The organism is Pseudomonas sp. PS01299 (genome assembly GCF_029960145.1).
Taxonomy (GTDB): Bacteria; Pseudomonadota; Gammaproteobacteria; order Pseudomonadales; family Pseudomonadaceae; genus Aquipseudomonas; species Aquipseudomonas putida_A.
In genome coordinates this window covers 63,585-77,009 of record NZ_JASCPO010000002.1, presented here as the reverse complement: position 1 = coordinate 77,009, position 13,425 = coordinate 63,585, and the positions used below count along the sequence as shown (strand labels likewise).

15 protein-coding genes and 1 riboswitch are annotated in these 13,425 nt (G+C 53.5%); of the genes, 10 read left to right on the top strand and 5 right to left on the bottom strand.

Annotated elements, in window-relative coordinates; all coding sequences use genetic code 11:
• Nucleotide 1: 1 nt before the first annotated feature.
• Nucleotides 2-1,138, bottom strand: coding sequence for a nickel/cobalt efflux protein RcnA (locus QMX91_RS01300; RefSeq protein WP_131672251.1), 1,137 nt, complete (start codon nucleotides 1,136-1,138; stop codon nucleotides 2-4).
• Between the two features lie 7 nt (nucleotides 1,139-1,145).
• On the bottom strand, nucleotides 1,146-1,445 hold the full coding sequence (locus QMX91_RS01295; protein WP_032894820.1) for a metal-sensing transcriptional repressor: 300 nt from the start codon (nucleotides 1,443-1,445) through the stop codon (nucleotides 1,146-1,148).
• Between the two features lie 513 nt (nucleotides 1,446-1,958).
• Between QMX91_RS01295 and QMX91_RS01290 the strand changes: the two genes are divergently transcribed.
• The 4 genes from QMX91_RS01290 (at nucleotide 1,959) to QMX91_RS01275 (ending at nucleotide 6,524) form a co-directional block, all read left to right on the top strand.
• On the top strand, nucleotides 1,959-2,696 hold the full coding sequence (locus QMX91_RS01290) for a HupE/UreJ family protein (protein ID WP_060765779.1): 738 nt from the start codon (nucleotides 1,959-1,961) through the stop codon (nucleotides 2,694-2,696).
• A 12-nt stretch (nucleotides 2,697-2,708) separates the two neighbouring features.
• Entirely contained in the window at nucleotides 2,709-3,362 is a 654-nt protein-coding gene (locus QMX91_RS01285; protein ID WP_060765778.1) for a hypothetical protein, read from the top strand.
• Nucleotides 3,363-3,942: 580 nt separating this feature from the next.
• Nucleotides 3,943-5,505: an AAA family ATPase gene (locus QMX91_RS01280; RefSeq protein WP_131672253.1), complete on the top strand. Its 1,563-nt coding sequence runs from the start codon at nucleotides 3,943-3,945 to the stop codon at nucleotides 5,503-5,505.
• Complete coding sequence (locus tag QMX91_RS01275) at nucleotides 5,490-6,524, top strand: AAA family ATPase (protein ID WP_031318513.1); 1,035 nt, start codon at nucleotides 5,490-5,492, stop codon at nucleotides 6,522-6,524. The genes QMX91_RS01280 and QMX91_RS01275 overlap by 16 nt, the downstream gene beginning before the upstream one ends.
• Before the next feature lie 94 nt (nucleotides 6,525-6,618).
• On the opposite strand, the gene QMX91_RS01270 is transcribed toward QMX91_RS01275, so the two are convergent.
• Together QMX91_RS01270 and QMX91_RS01265 are read right to left on the bottom strand one after the other, a co-directional pair.
• Nucleotides 6,619-7,245 carry a hypothetical protein gene (locus QMX91_RS01270; protein ID WP_131672254.1) on the bottom strand — a complete coding sequence of 209 codons (627 nt, stop codon included), beginning with the start codon at nucleotides 7,243-7,245 and terminating at the stop codon, nucleotides 6,619-6,621.
• 206 nt (nucleotides 7,246-7,451) lie between these two features.
• Nucleotides 7,452-7,907: a helix-turn-helix transcriptional regulator gene (locus tag QMX91_RS01265; protein WP_017337049.1), complete on the bottom strand. Its 456-nt coding sequence runs from the start codon at nucleotides 7,905-7,907 to the stop codon at nucleotides 7,452-7,454.
• Nucleotides 7,908-8,064: 157 nt separating this feature from the next.
• On the opposite strand from QMX91_RS01265, the gene QMX91_RS01260 reads away from it, so the two are divergent.
• The 5 genes from QMX91_RS01260 (at nucleotide 8,065) to QMX91_RS01240 (ending at nucleotide 11,770) form a co-directional block, all read left to right on the top strand.
• On the top strand, nucleotides 8,065-8,460 hold the full coding sequence (locus QMX91_RS01260; RefSeq protein WP_017337050.1) for a hypothetical protein: 396 nt from the start codon (nucleotides 8,065-8,067) through the stop codon (nucleotides 8,458-8,460).
• A 42-nt stretch (nucleotides 8,461-8,502) separates the two neighbouring features.
• A complete protein-coding gene (locus tag QMX91_RS01255; RefSeq protein ID WP_017337051.1) occupies nucleotides 8,503-8,973 on the top strand; it encodes a hypothetical protein in 471 nt (156 codons plus the stop codon).
• A 2-nt stretch (nucleotides 8,974-8,975) separates the two neighbouring features.
• Nucleotides 8,976-9,365: a hypothetical protein gene (locus QMX91_RS01250; protein WP_017337052.1), complete on the top strand. Its 390-nt coding sequence runs from the start codon at nucleotides 8,976-8,978 to the stop codon at nucleotides 9,363-9,365.
• A 298-nt stretch (nucleotides 9,366-9,663) separates the two neighbouring features.
• On the top strand, nucleotides 9,664-10,536 hold the full coding sequence (locus QMX91_RS01245) for a restriction endonuclease (protein ID WP_017337053.1): 873 nt from the start codon (nucleotides 9,664-9,666) through the stop codon (nucleotides 10,534-10,536).
• Between the two features lie 37 nt (nucleotides 10,537-10,573).
• Nucleotides 10,574-11,770, top strand: coding sequence for a hypothetical protein (locus QMX91_RS01240; protein WP_238588319.1), 1,197 nt, complete (start codon nucleotides 10,574-10,576; stop codon nucleotides 11,768-11,770).
• Between the two features lie 116 nt (nucleotides 11,771-11,886).
• On the opposite strand, the gene QMX91_RS01235 is transcribed toward QMX91_RS01240, so the two are convergent.
• Entirely contained in the window at nucleotides 11,887-12,330 is a 444-nt protein-coding gene (locus QMX91_RS01235) for a 3'-5' exoribonuclease (RefSeq protein ID WP_017337056.1), read from the bottom strand.
• A 466-nt stretch (nucleotides 12,331-12,796) separates the two neighbouring features.
• On the opposite strand from QMX91_RS01235, the gene QMX91_RS01230 reads away from it, so the two are divergent.
• Entirely contained in the window at nucleotides 12,797-13,132 is a 336-nt protein-coding gene (locus tag QMX91_RS01230; protein WP_017337058.1) for a hypothetical protein, read from the top strand.
• A 145-nt stretch (nucleotides 13,133-13,277) separates the two neighbouring features.
• Nucleotides 13,278-13,339, top strand: a riboswitch (Fluoride riboswitch).
• Nucleotides 13,340-13,425 lie beyond the last annotated feature (86 nt).

Genomic DNA, 13,425 nt, shown 5'->3' with positions numbered 1-13,425 from the left:
CTCAAGCGTTCAGGCCGATCCAGCCATGGAAGCCCACGTATAGACCAACACCAATGATCAGTACGCTGGACAGGTACGGAGCACGACGAGCCACGGTGCCCAGCCAAGGCCAACGGTTGGAGGCCTGCTTAGCACCAATTGCCGCCGCAGCACCTACAGTGACCAAGGTGAGCGCCAATCCGATGCTGAAACACAGGACAAGCATGCCTCCCAGCGCGACTTCTTTAACCTGAAGACATAACAACAGAACGGTAATGGCTGCCGGACAAGGAATCAGACCGCCAGTCAGGCCGAACATAACGATCTGGCCCGTGGTGACCTCGCGATTGGTGAAGCGCTTGCGGATATCGTTGGCATGCGCACGTTCATGCGCATCTTGGTAGCCATCAATCGACAACTCTAAGCCTTCCAATTCGGAATGAGCATGCCCGTGATCGTGTTCCTGGTACTGGAGATCGTAATCATGGGAGTGACCTGCATGCCCAAGACTCAAGCGAGCACTGAACTCATGTGGTTCCGGAATATCGACCGTCGACTCCAGGACGCCGTCGCGCTCAACGAAAGAGAACGATTGGCTGCTACCGTCCGGACGAGTAGTCATCAGGCGAACATCTGAGGCAGCCCAAGCGTGCCCGGTCAGTGTCTTCAGGCGCCAGTGCGGTGGCATGCCTTCCTCGAAGATCGACAGCTCGATGCGGCCATGGCCGGTATCGATTCGATGGGTCTCATCATGGTGACCATGGTCGTGCTCGCCATGGTGATGATCATCACCTTGCTCGAACTTGAACATCTGCTCGCCGCGCCAAGTACGCCAGAGCATCCATAGCGCAATCACGATAATCAGTGCAGAAGAGGCAAGCTGGAAGTACGGCTCAGTGGTTTGCGCATCCAGGCCTTTGCCCAGGTACATGCCGCCGATGGCGACCAACCACACCACTGCGGTATGCGACAACGTCGCGGCCAAGCCTAACAAAACAGCCTGTTTGACCGAGCCACGGATGGCCACGATGAAGGCCGCCATCATGGTTTTGGAATGTCCCGGCTCCAGGCCATGCAAGGCGCCGAGCAGGATCGCGCTCGGGAAATACAGCCAGGCGTGAGCCCCGCCTTGTTGCAGCAGTTCAGCGAAATTGGGCATGTCTGACCTAGAGGTACTTGGTGATTTGCTTGAAGGCTTCCAGTGGTGCGCGTTCGCCATTGCCTAGCGCCGAAACGGTGTCCTCCAGGCAGTGATCGATGTGATCCTGGATGAGCGTACGTTTGGCTTGGCACACTGCTTTTTCAACCGCATGCAGCTGCTGGGCAATGTCAACGCACTCACGACCCTCTTCGATCATGGTGATGATGCCGCGTAAATGCCCATCCGCCCGTTTGAGACGTTTGATGATCGCCTCATGACTTTGGTGGGTGTGGGGATGGCTGTGTTCGTGTTCGTGCTCACTCATGACTTGAGCCTCAGGCCTCAATGAATTACGCTGGCATCCTATCCCCCCTAGGGGGATCCGGTCAAACGCGTAAAAGCCCTATAAACCGAGTTGAAACCCTAACGCCATGTTCAGCAGAACACTGACAACTACGGTGGTAATCGCGCTTGCTCTCGCCATGTTGGTGGCTTGGGCCGGGCATACCTATTCGTTATCAGTGGCGTCGAAACAGCCAGCCTGGGAGATCACGCAAGACGCCCATCACTCCCACGGCGAAGAGGCTTCATCAAGCTATTCGAGTCTTTCAGATCACTACCATTCGCCATTGACCCCTGATCACCAGCACGAAACACCGCAACTCACAGCGGCGTTGATGCTGGCGACATCCCCAATGCTATCCATCCGGGTCGATGCGATTCGACACTCTGTTCCCCTCCCGCCGATATTTTTGATCGAGCGTCCACCCCGTCCTTCGTTCGCATCTTGACCTTGGCCGCACTGCGGCCTTCGATCTCTGCAACGTAGGATTGATCTATGCATTCGTACTTGATGAGCGGCGCTGGCGCGTTTATTACGCCTTCGCACCGCCCCCTATTGCTGTTGTTTTTATTCGTCGCTGCACTTTTCCTCGGAATGCCCGAGGCGATGGCTCACGCTGTTGCGGAAGGCGACAAGGGCTTCATTCAGGAAAGCTCCGGCGTCATGTTGGTGCCCTTCATCTACATGGGCGCCAAGCACATGATGACCGGGTACGACCACCTGCTGTTTTTGTTCGGGGTGATCTTCTTCCTCTACCGCCTGAAGGATGTTGGGCTTTACGTCACGCTATTCGCCGTGGGCCACTCTGTCACCCTGCTGCTTGGCGTGCTAACCGAGGTCAGCATTAGCTCGTACATCATCGACGCCATCATCGGTTTCTCGGTGGTGTACAAGGCGCTCGATAACTTGGGCGCGTTCCAGCGCTGGTTCGGTTTCCAACCCAACACTAAAGTGGCCACGTTGATCTTCGGCTTGCTCCACGGTTTTGGTCTGGCGACGAAGATCCAGGAGTACGAGATCTCACCTGATGGCCTAATTCCGAACCTGATCGCCTTCAACGTTGGTGTTGAGATCGGCCAGCTGCTGGCTCTCAGCGCGATTCTCATTCTGATGGGGTATTGGCGGCGCACCGGCAGTTTCTGGCGCCACGCCTATACCGCCAACGTTGCCATGATGAGTGCCGGTTTCCTCCTGATCGGTTACCAGATCACCGGCCTGTTTGTCTCCGCGTAAGGAATTCTGACCATGTTCAATACTCCGCTTCCAACTGTTAATGAATTGCCAAGCACTCGCAAGCTGGTGCGCTCCACTGTGATTGCCCTGCTGACTGCGGTCGGCCTGCTGGTGACAGTGGTTATGCCTTCGGAACATGCCGTCGATCCAACGGGTGTGGGCCGAGCACTGGGACTGACCCAAATGGGCGAATTGAAAATCATCCTTGCTCAGGAAGCTTTGGCGGATGCCGCACCACCGCAAGCGGCTGCTCCAGCCCCAGCCCCAGCCCCGACTCCGCAGGTTGCGCAAGTCCAGCCTATTGCGAAACCTGTTGCTCAGCCGGCGTCCACACCCACTTCAGCTTTGAAGACTAATCAAATGAGCGTCACGCTCAAGCCAGGTGAAGGGACGGAAATAAAGCTCGAAGTCTTGAAGGGCAAGTCTGTTAGCTACGAATGGACTGCGGTTGGTGGGCCTGTGAACTTCGATACCCATGGCGAACCCTACAACGGTGAGAAGGGGTACTTCCACAGCTACAGCAAGGGCAAGCAGGTCAAAAGTGACAAGGGTGAATTTACCGCCATTTTTGACGGCACCCATGGTTGGTTTTGGCGTAATCGCAGCAACAACGACGTGACCATCGCACTCAAAACTAACGGCGATTACTTGAACGTCAAACAGTAATTCAAAACAGCGATGGCTGTCCTACTGCCGAAAATTCACCGTTCAGCCTGCCCCCAGGCCATTTATCAACTTTTGACGAGTCCTTCCATGAAAACCCCAACCACTCTGTTTCGTTCGATGCTCCTGATCTGCTTCCTCGGCCTGATGACGGCATGCGGCGGTGGTGAGAAAGGAGAGACCTCCGAGTCCGCTGAACACGGACACTCACACGAGTGACCCCCTGAATAGAACAAGGCCGCAGTTGCGGCCTTGTTTCTCCATGAAGGGGCACCCGAGCTTTCTTTTATTCTCAGTCAGCAGGCCACACAGGTGAGCGGATCTCAAAGGCGCATAGCCTGAGGCCTGATGAAGTATCCACCTGTCTTGTGGTGAAGGCAGCGTTGACTCTAGAAATAGAACATCAACGACAGGTAGATGGAGAAAACAGCATCCAGCGCATTTGAGGTATAAGAATCTGGTAGCCGAGCCCATCTGGTGAAGATAATTTTCGCTGCAGACGGTCAGGCTTCGGCTCATGGAACTGTGACTAACACCTCAGGTTGTTCACCCTTATTTTTGATTCTCCAGCTCAGGGCTAGACATGCACACCATAAGGAAAGTGGTAATTCAGAATTTCAAAAAATTCAAATCACTCACGCTCGATTTTGAGAGCGGGAAGAACGTCCTGATTGGCAACAATGAAGCGGGGAAAAGCAGCATTTTGCTCGCTCTAGACCTCGCGCTTGGCGGGAGTCGCAACCGCATTGAAGCTCTGGGGGCAGAAGCACTGCTCAACAAGGATTCGGTGAACACCTTCCTCGCAGGGGAGAAGACCCTAGAAAAACTACCTGAGCTGATAGTCGACGTTTTCCTAGAGGAAGGTGACGACGAAGGCCTGTATGGAACCAACAACTCCCACCAGCGCCAGACTGACGGCGTGCGCATGATCCTTGCGGTGATGGCCGAGTATGGCGAAGCGGTGCAAGCCATCTTGGCTGATGATCAACCGAACTTCCCGTTCGAATATTACGCGGTGCGGTTTGAAACGTTCGCCTGCAGGCCTTATGCAGCTTTCAACCGACCCATCAAACACATGATGCTAGACGGTTCACGTATTGATGGCGACCACGCATCTCGTGAATACACCCGAGCTGTGTACGCTTTCAACGCCCCCGTTGAAGACCGCTATAAGCTTGAAAACCTGTATCGCCAAGGCAAGCAGGCTTTTACAGGACAACATCTCGCAGCCCTCAACGCTGACCTACCCGCGTATCAGTTTGACGTACGGAGTAGCGTCCGGTCGAACCTGGAAACTGACCTAATCATCACGGAAGACAATATTCCGCTTGAGAACCACGGCAAAGGAAGGCAGTGCTTCATCAAGACTGAATTTGCGCTGAGCAAGCACAAGCAAGGCGGCTTGGATGTAATGCTCTTGGAGGAGCCTGAGAACCACCTCAGCCATTCCTCCATGAAAGCACTTGTCGCCAAGCTAGCGGAGAACGAGAGCACCCAGCTTTTCATTGCAACCCACAGCAGCCATATCTGCTCAAGGCTTGATCTTCGGCATGCCCTTTTGATCGGCCCGAATGCAGCTGCTGGCTCACTTAAAGCCCTATCACCTGACACCGCAGAATTCTTCATGAAGGCCCCGGATAACAACGTCCTGGAGTTCGCGCTCTCGAAGAAGGTGATATTGGTTGAAGGTGATGCTGAATTCATCCTGGTGGAAGAGTTCTATAAGCAATGTACAAATGGGCGCCTACCGCATGTCGATGACGTCCACATAATCTCTATTGGGGGCACCAGCTTCAAAAGGTACATGGAACTCGCTAACCTGCTCGGAATTCGAGTCGCAGCCATACGAGACAATGACAAGGATTATCAGAAAAACTGCGTAGAAAACTACGTCGACTTCGCTTCGGATAATGCCAAAGTCTTTGCCGACAAAGACAATGCCCGTTCAACCTTCGAAATAGGGTTGCACAACGACAACGAGGAAACCTGCAAGACCGTCTTCGGCCCAGGACGAAAAACCCTCTCCCCCTTGGAATACATGCTGGCAAACAAGGCAGAAGCCGCGTTTGAGCTGCTCAAGGGAAAGCCAGGCGAGCTCACCGTTCCTGCCTACATCGCGGAGGCAATCCAATGGATAAACGAGTGATGTTCGCTGTGGCAGGTTCAGGGAAGACCACCTTGCTAGTGAAGCGTCTGAGCCTAGAAAAGCGCGCACTGATAATCACCTACACGGAGAACAACTATCGCCATTTGCGCGATAGCATCATCAAACGGTTTGGCCATGTGCCGAAAAACATCAACCTGCTGAGTTATTTCACGTTCCTTTATAGCTTCTGCTATCGCCCTCTGCTGCAAGTGCATATGCAGACGCGGGGAATCAGCTTTCGAGCTCCGCACGCCCGTACGCTAAAGCTCAAACGGGACAATATGGCGTATTACGCTACTACAAGCGGCAGCGTTTACCACAATCGCCTCGCAAAGCTCCTAGAGACCGTTAATGCAATTCCTGACGTGATGGCGCGAATGGAGCGCTTTTACGATGAGTTTTATGTCGACGAAGTTCAAGACCTAGCAGGTCATGATTTCAACCTGCTAATGGCATTAGCGAAAGCCAAGGTTGAAATGCTATTTGTAGGTGACTTCTATCAGCATACGTTCGACACCAGTCGTGATGGAAACGTGAACAGCTCGCTACACGCTGACATTGGGAAATACGAAAAGCTTTTTCAAAAGGCGGGTGTGACTGTCGACAAGGAGACACTGAGTCGAAGCTGGAGGTGTGGCGTCACCGTATGTGATTTCATACGTGCACATCTGCAGATTGATATGCAGTCACAGCACACGTATGAAACCGAAATCATTCCTCTGGCCAATCAAGTCGATGCTAACGCCGTGCACGCCGATGGCAACGTGGTGAAGCTGTTCTACCAGGAACATTATAAATACGGGTGTCTGTCTAACAACTGGGGTGCCAGTAAAGGTCTGGATCACTACAACGATGTATGCGTTGTGCTGGGTACTACTCACTGGAAGGTCTACGAAAAATCCTCGCTTGCCGATCTCCCTCCACAGACAAAAAACAAACTCTATGTTGCCTTCTCACGGACACGCGGGAGGTTGTATCTGGCGCCCGAAAAACTTTTCAAACGATTTAAAACAGATTAGGTCGGAGCCATAGGCGGTGATCTCTGGCCTAAGATCTTGCCCGGCAAGCATGATCAGCATGAAGGGTAACTGCCTGGCATCACACCTAGCGTGATCAGTCGCCAGGCTTTCCCTGCTCCATCTCCCCAATCCAGCTATATGTGCCGTTTAGCCAAACGAAGACGCTGTTGAGCACCTCGCGCAAGTGCCGGATGTTGATGTGCGTAACGTCTGGGAGATGGTCTTTACCACTATTGGTCGTCGCATACCGAAACGCCATCGAGTCTGGGTCAACGTTGTCCAACTGGCGAATGAACTCGTGAACAGCAGTAGCATTGGCGTCAGAGCGCTCTAGACCGATGCCCTTGAGCAGATGACGCAACTCCGACCACAGAGGCATCAACGGATGCTTGTCGTAGTTCTTGGGCTCTTTGCCTGTCAGAGCGCGAGCACTCTTTAGCATCAGCTTGAACTGCAGCTCCAAGGAGTGGCGGTATAGAAAAAGCAAAGGGTAAATGCCGCTATCCAATGGCACCTGACGATTCGCCATCGCCTCCACAAGTCCGTCAGCGGCATCTTTGTATGCAAAAGCATAGAGATCGACACGAAAGTGAGACCAGTTCAGCATCGCGTTGTACTGCCAATCTTCACCCTGGATAAACAGCTGCTGGCCGGAGAAGTCTGCCGGCCACTGGATGGCCTCAAGCTCCGGGTCGAGCATCGGTGGCGATTCCTCATCCATATCGTCTTCTCACGTTGGCCAGTCCATGGTTCAGAACTTTACGAGTCTGGGTGGACTACCGGCAACCTGTAAGTGGTTTTCTAGCGTGGACTACTGTGCGAGAAAGCGTGATCCAAGGCTGAGGTCACATTGTCCTTTTTGCTGGATACTGACATCGAAAAATGGCTCTGATCCATGCTGGGCAGGGTTTGGTGCCTAATTGAGTCTCAACCGCCAACGTACCACAGCCGGTTAACTGTGCTCTTGGGCAGTTCTAATTGCCGGCAAACCTCCGCTTGAGAAAGGCCTGCCGCCTTGAGATCGCGCACCGCTTTGAGTCTTTCTGCGGCAGCGATCCTCTGGGGCGTAGTGAGCTTTTGGGGTTCGGCAGGTAGCTGCTCATCAAGAACACCGAGCTGCATGAGTTCTTTCATTGTGTCATTCAGAACTGAGCGCGCGGTCTTGCCCTCATCGGCTGCGGCCACCAGTGTGAGAAAGGAGAGTGGCATTAGGCCTAGCGCTTTAGCTAAATCGGCACTGAGATCGACGGTAGCCGATGTCGTCGATGCTTCCAAGCGGCTTATGTGTGCTTGATCAGTCTGTTGCTGGAGGTCTGCTTGCGACAACCCATGTCGAACCCTCAGCCACTGTAGCGTTGCCGCATATGCCTTCCGCAAAGACATCCAGCGCACCTCTCCACAAAAGGAGACGGTATGCCCCGTTTGATGAGTTCCACACAAATGTATATAGTCATTGCGATGGGACGAAAGATGCGCAACCTTTGCGATCTGTGCGTGCGCAGAGCCCTATTTCCTTTGTCGCCAATAGGATCATCAATTTATGACTAATTCTTCTGAGCACGAGCTGCTGCGGGAGGGGGAAATCTCCTCTGCTGGCACGTCGCTGTCTCATGCAGAAGTGGAAGTATTGGTCGCGGGGCGCTTCGGTCGTAAGCCTTTTTGCACCGTCGAGGACTGGGTCATCTTCCACGTCGACGAATCCCCAGAGTCGCTCGCGAAAGTACGAGCTACTGGTCTGGAGCCGATGTTCATGTATGCCCACTGCGTCATCCATGACGGTCATGGCCGGTTTCCGCCAGGGGGCTGGGTGCGCTCGACCCTGTGTAAATCGTTCGACGGTGTTTGCCTGTTCGAGACGCGAAACACGGTGTACGTGCTCGTGGGAAAAGGGCGCGAGATGACTGCCTCGCTGAAGACAATATTTGGCTTATGTTAATCGCAGGCGCACTTCGCGGGCCTGCTCAACACGAGATACACGATGTTCAGGATTAGCATGCAAGACCAGGCCGGCCCGGTGGGTATGTTCGGGGACGGTCTCGCTCACTTCCACGCCATGTCGCGATCCTTGGTTACTCATTGGTATCACGTCAGTCTCAAGCGCCGGCATGAGGGACGGTTCGTAGCTTATGAAGAGATGCTGAACGATGAGCCTCGCTTGGTGGAGCTGCTGGTCTCCCAAGACGAGAGCATGGTCATTCAAGATGTCCAGGTCGTTACCCCGGCATGGATGAACAAAGGGTCAGGCTGGAAGATGGAAAAGCTGAAATCGCTTTCCATGGGGTTCAACCAAGCAGAAGTGCCGATCTGTGTTCTGCACGTCGAGAGTGGTGATGTGTACGTCAATACCCATCAGCGCGACCTCGATGTCGATGCCTTGGTTGGGGTCAGGGAGCTATATCGGCGCAGCGCTGCAACCACCGGCGTAGCCTCAGCGTCGGAGGCTCTGTAGCTATGGACGACATCAATACCGTCGCAGTCGATTTACACGAAAAGCGCTACTCGGACTTCGACCTTCTTCGCATCGCCAAAGCAGTGAATCAAGACTACGACGGGCTGGTCACGGCCTACCTGGTGAATGTCCATATTCATGCGTGCAGTGCTGTTGGTGTGGTGTTCGGTCACATTTGCCCTGGGCCGTACCAACGATTTGCAGATGGTCGGCTGATTCGGACATCCGACATTCAGTCCGTAACGAAGGAAGGCAGTTTTTGGGTGATCAATACGGTCAACTCGAAGTACGTCATTGCGACGTTCAGGCGGGACGTCGGACGGCGTAGCTTGCGTGAGTTCATGCGCATAGCGGGAGACAGGTATCTGCCAACGCCGGATCGCCTCCAGTAGCTCTGAGGTCGTTGTTTTGGGCTTGCCCCGCCTCGGGGATGGCTGTCGTTTACCAATCCCGCTGTTGCGGGACTTGGCCCCTTCGGGCTTCCATCCTCAAGTCTCCAGCCCTGCTTGGGCCTAGGCGCTCCGCTTGCCATTTCGGACGCCAGCACATGGTGCCTGCTCGATTCCCTAACCGTTGGCCATTGAATCCGGTCTCCGAGGTTTTGACCGCTTCCTCGGGAGCAGATAGTTATCGGACACTTTCAGCGATATCGTATGCTCGGTTCCCTATGCTTAGCCAAGGACGTGTGGCATGCCGAAGATCAAACCACTGGATATGAAGCTAATCGACCTTCTTTTCGAGATGGAAGGGGGTTACGTGTTGGACTTCTCAGACCGCACCATGTCCCAGTTCTTCCTCGGAGAGCTGGAGATCGATATTGATGATCCGCTGTTCGCTGCGGATGGCACATCCAAAGCTAGGCGCCTGCGGAGCTTCCTCACGCTTGCCGATACACCGACTTGCGTGCGAGCGCTCAAAGCACTCTGGCAATATCGTCAGGCTGCGCTGGCCAACCAACGCAAAGATGAACCTGTGGTTAACGCCGAGGGGCGCTTCCTGACTTTGATTCAAGGCTTGGAGTCCGGCTCATCTGCCGACGTCATCAATGGCGATCCGTTCGCAGCTGTGCGTCAGGTAAATGTTGATCAGGCGGCTCAGTTGAAGAGGGCCCTGTTGGACATTCATAAGCTCGCTCCTCAAGCACGAGGCTACGCATTCGAGACGTTCCTCCAGCAGCTGTTTGAGGCATCCAACCTCCAACCTCGCGCACCATTTCGGAATACGGGGGAACAGATAGATGGAAGCTTCCAATGCCGAGGTGACATCTACCTTGTTGAGGCGAAGTGGGTAGTGAACCCTGTTGGTGCAGGGGAGCTGCACATCTTTCAAGGCAAGATCAGCCAGAAGGCAGCTTGGACACGAGGTGTTTTTATCAGTTACTACGGATTCACTGACGTTGGGCTGGAGGCATTCGGGCGCGGCAAGAGCTTGATATGCATTTCGGGAAAAGATATCAACGATGCTTTAGACAAGCACATACCATTTGCGGATGTAATCGACCGCAAAGTGCGGGCGGCTGCTGAGACAGGTTCAGTATTCGTACCTTTGGATAAATTGTTCTAAGCCCATGCGGCAACGCTAAATTTCATCAGAGGCTCCAATGTACCTAACCATCATGAAGCCCGAAGTGCTTCAGGACGTTGCATCGCTCGGTCGTGGTCTTTGGATTGTAGAAGGCCCTGATGGCCCAGCGCTCGTGGTCAAAGCGGGCAAAGAATTTATCCTCGCCGCACGTGAGAAGCGCGAGCTGAAGTTCTATCTTGCACCATACAAGTCTGATGAGGCGCAAGGCCTGACGCTGTTGACGGCCTGCTTTGATGATCCGATTAGTCCGCTGACTATTAAAACACCTCTGATGGGTAGCGATCCTTTTACAGAGGGCCTGAAAAGTCTTCCTGACCGTTTTAGCGTCTGTTTTTTTGATGAACACAATCGCGAACTTCTCAGCAGTACAGCGCACGCTAGCCTTGAAGGGCTCCGAAAGTATGCAAAGGGTGTCAATCCCTTGGGGAAGGAGCACTGGCATCTCATGATGGAGCAGGCAGATCACTGGTTCAGCTTTACGACTAGGGAAGACGACAGCCGAGCAGTAACGTTGACGCTCTTGGAGGATCTATTTCCAAGCGACTTCCTGATCACCGACCTCACTCGCCAAGGCTTCCAGGGTTCCAGAGGTTTCTCAAATACTCACCTTGAGCGACCGGAGCCAGGACACCTACAGGAGCTGGATATCATCTATCTGCTCCAGCGTGCTTACTCGGCGGAGCAAATCATCCATGGGCCAGTGAAAGTCTCCGATGGGGAAGAGCTGACCGATGCTGTTGTTTTGGGGACGGAGGTCACGCTTTTACTACAGGCCAAGGACAGCCCAAACACAGCTGAAATGATGGGGACAAAGCTTGAACGAAAGCGTAAGAAGGCCCTGAGTCAGTTGAAAGGAGGCCTATCGCAGCTACGTGGCGCAGTTTCAACTATCGAGCGTGAGGGAAATCCCGCGCTGCGGCTTGTTGATGGTACTTCCCTCAAAATCGATCTTGCAGCACGCCCCCTTGTAGGAGTCGTGGTGGTAAAAGAGCTGTTTAGCGACACCTATGAAGAGTACGGGGCCATGATCTTGGATTTCATGGATGATGTAGGTGTTCGTGTGTTGGCATTTGATTACAACGAGTTCGAGGTTATGACCAGGCACTGTCCCTCAGAGGAGGCACTCCTTTCGGCATTCTGGCAAATTTCCGAGTGCGCGGTTGAACAGAGGATCTATCCCAGACTTCGCTTCACTGAGCTTCCCCCACGCTGATTCACCACCATTTCCACTCAATGAAGGGTACCCCCGACAATCCCCTAGACTGAACTAGAGGTTTAAACGTCACTTCACCGTCGTATAGGTTAGCGATCCGCAACAGTACCCTGGCATCACTGAGCAAACATGCCGGCAATAATCCTGGCGTCGAGCAAGGCGTGGTGAGGCAGCTCTTCACCCTCGCTAGTCGGAGAAAGCGTCGTCGCATCGGTAGGAAAATTGCGAACGATTCTGGGCCATCGTCCGTCCTCATATACCAGGTCGCAAAAAAGCTCCCAATCGTACTGAGGGGCATCAGTGACGATCTCGACCTCCTTTTTGAACGACGTCAGAAACCTGAGCAGCGATATCCTGGCTTCAACAATAGGCAATGCGTAGCTCCCACCCCACAGCTGCGGAAGCACGATTTCCTTTACGAAATCACTGCAGTCTTCTTCTTTCCAAGCATCGAGCAATTCCACGTAGAATTCGCGCCCATCGTCAGCCACCAGTGCGAGTGATATCAGCTTCGCAGCCGCTGAGAGCTTGGTAAACTCACAATCAAGAAAGACCCTCACCTTGTTAGAACTCCGTAATGACTAGGGCTCGCTTGGATATGGCGCAGGAAGGTCAGCTATGGGAAATGGCTCTCGAGCATCTTGGCTCAGACGGACTCCTCCAAGCGGTCATAGAAATGTGGAGCCGCGCCGCCCCTCCACCCAGACCATTGGTCGAACACCTGTCCACCAATGAGGTGAGTCAGGACGTCTTGAGCATACTGAAAATTGCCCAGCAGCGGGTAGGTGCCATCGTGCCAGGTCGAACGCCTGATGCAGGCACAGTCACGCTTTACGCTCGTCACGCTAGCAACTTAGTTGATGGGCTCATTACACTGCTGCCAAAGGTGAAGCTTTCGCAAGCCTTACGAGGCTCTTGTCTTGAAATCGAACTGGGGATTTGACGTCCGCACAGGCTCCACGAATACCAGTCAGCAACAATCCTATTAAAACTTGCCCAGCGAAATGCGTCCTTTTGAGATGTTCTATGAGCTCTGATTTAACTGAAGAAGAAATGCGTCATGCCCTTTTCGGCACACCTCAGCCAGAGGAGCAAGTTTCTACGCCGCTAGTGCCGGAGCCCGTGGAAGAAGTTGTGCTCGCCAAACCGCTGGTCGCTCCAGCAGCGAAGAAGAAAGTGGCAAAAGCATTTACGCCTAGGCTGAGGGTCACGTTACGTGTTGGAAACGAGTTTGAAGGAAAAATGGTCGAGTTGTTTCACGAGGCCGACACGTTGAGCTCGTTGCTTGCTGAGCAGGAGGCTGTAAAGGCTGCTAGGAAAAAGTACAAGTACGTGGAAGTGGTATCGGTTAAATCCATGTAAACGCGCCAAATGACCTAGTCGTGCAAAGGGTCGGCCCGTACTTGGATCATTGATTAAACATCTTGCCTAGCCAAAAGGGCCTTCAGATCGCTTGCATGCAGCTGCTCTTGATGCCTCTTGATGCCATTGGCGCTGATGCTATAGGATCAGAACAGGAGATGGCATTCCTCCTTTAACCGCCTTAGTGCTGATGATGCCTACGTGAACCCTGGACAGGGTGCGTAGGTGTGTCCCCCTGTCCTCCAATTCAGGACAGGCTATGATCTTACCCTTCGAGTTTCCCTTTTCCTTCA

Excerpts from the sequence above, each read along its gene's own strand:
- QMX91_RS01295 (WP_032894820.1), bottom strand. The coding sequence starts at position 1,445 with ATGAGTGAGCACGAACACGAACACAGCCATCCCCACACCCACCAAAGT.
- QMX91_RS01290 (WP_060765779.1), top strand. The coding sequence starts at position 1,959 with ATGCATTCGTACTTGATGAGCGGCGCTGGCGCGTTTATTACGCCTTCG.
- QMX91_RS01245 (WP_017337053.1), top strand. The coding sequence starts at position 9,664 with ATGCCGAAGATCAAACCACTGGATATGAAGCTAATCGACCTTCTTTTC.
- QMX91_RS01300 (WP_131672251.1), bottom strand. The coding sequence starts at position 1,138 with ATGCCCAATTTCGCTGAACTGCTGCAACAAGGCGGGGCTCACGCCTGG.
- QMX91_RS01240 (WP_238588319.1), top strand. The coding sequence starts at position 10,574 with ATGTACCTAACCATCATGAAGCCCGAAGTGCTTCAGGACGTTGCATCG.
- QMX91_RS01250 (WP_017337052.1), top strand. The coding sequence starts at position 8,976 with ATGGACGACATCAATACCGTCGCAGTCGATTTACACGAAAAGCGCTAC.
- QMX91_RS01255 (WP_017337051.1), top strand. The coding sequence starts at position 8,503 with ATGTTCAGGATTAGCATGCAAGACCAGGCCGGCCCGGTGGGTATGTTC.
- QMX91_RS01285 (WP_060765778.1), top strand. The coding sequence starts at position 2,709 with ATGTTCAATACTCCGCTTCCAACTGTTAATGAATTGCCAAGCACTCGC.
- QMX91_RS01280 (WP_131672253.1), top strand. The coding sequence starts at position 3,943 with ATGCACACCATAAGGAAAGTGGTAATTCAGAATTTCAAAAAATTCAAA.
- QMX91_RS01270 (WP_131672254.1), bottom strand. The coding sequence starts at position 7,245 with ATGGATGAGGAATCGCCACCGATGCTCGACCCGGAGCTTGAGGCCATC.
- QMX91_RS01260 (WP_017337050.1), top strand. The coding sequence starts at position 8,065 with ATGACTAATTCTTCTGAGCACGAGCTGCTGCGGGAGGGGGAAATCTCC.
- QMX91_RS01265 (WP_017337049.1), bottom strand. The coding sequence starts at position 7,907 with ATGTCTTTGCGGAAGGCATATGCGGCAACGCTACAGTGGCTGAGGGTT.
- QMX91_RS01230 (WP_017337058.1), top strand. The coding sequence starts at position 12,797 with ATGAGCTCTGATTTAACTGAAGAAGAAATGCGTCATGCCCTTTTCGGC.
- QMX91_RS01275 (WP_031318513.1), top strand. The coding sequence starts at position 5,490 with ATGGATAAACGAGTGATGTTCGCTGTGGCAGGTTCAGGGAAGACCACC.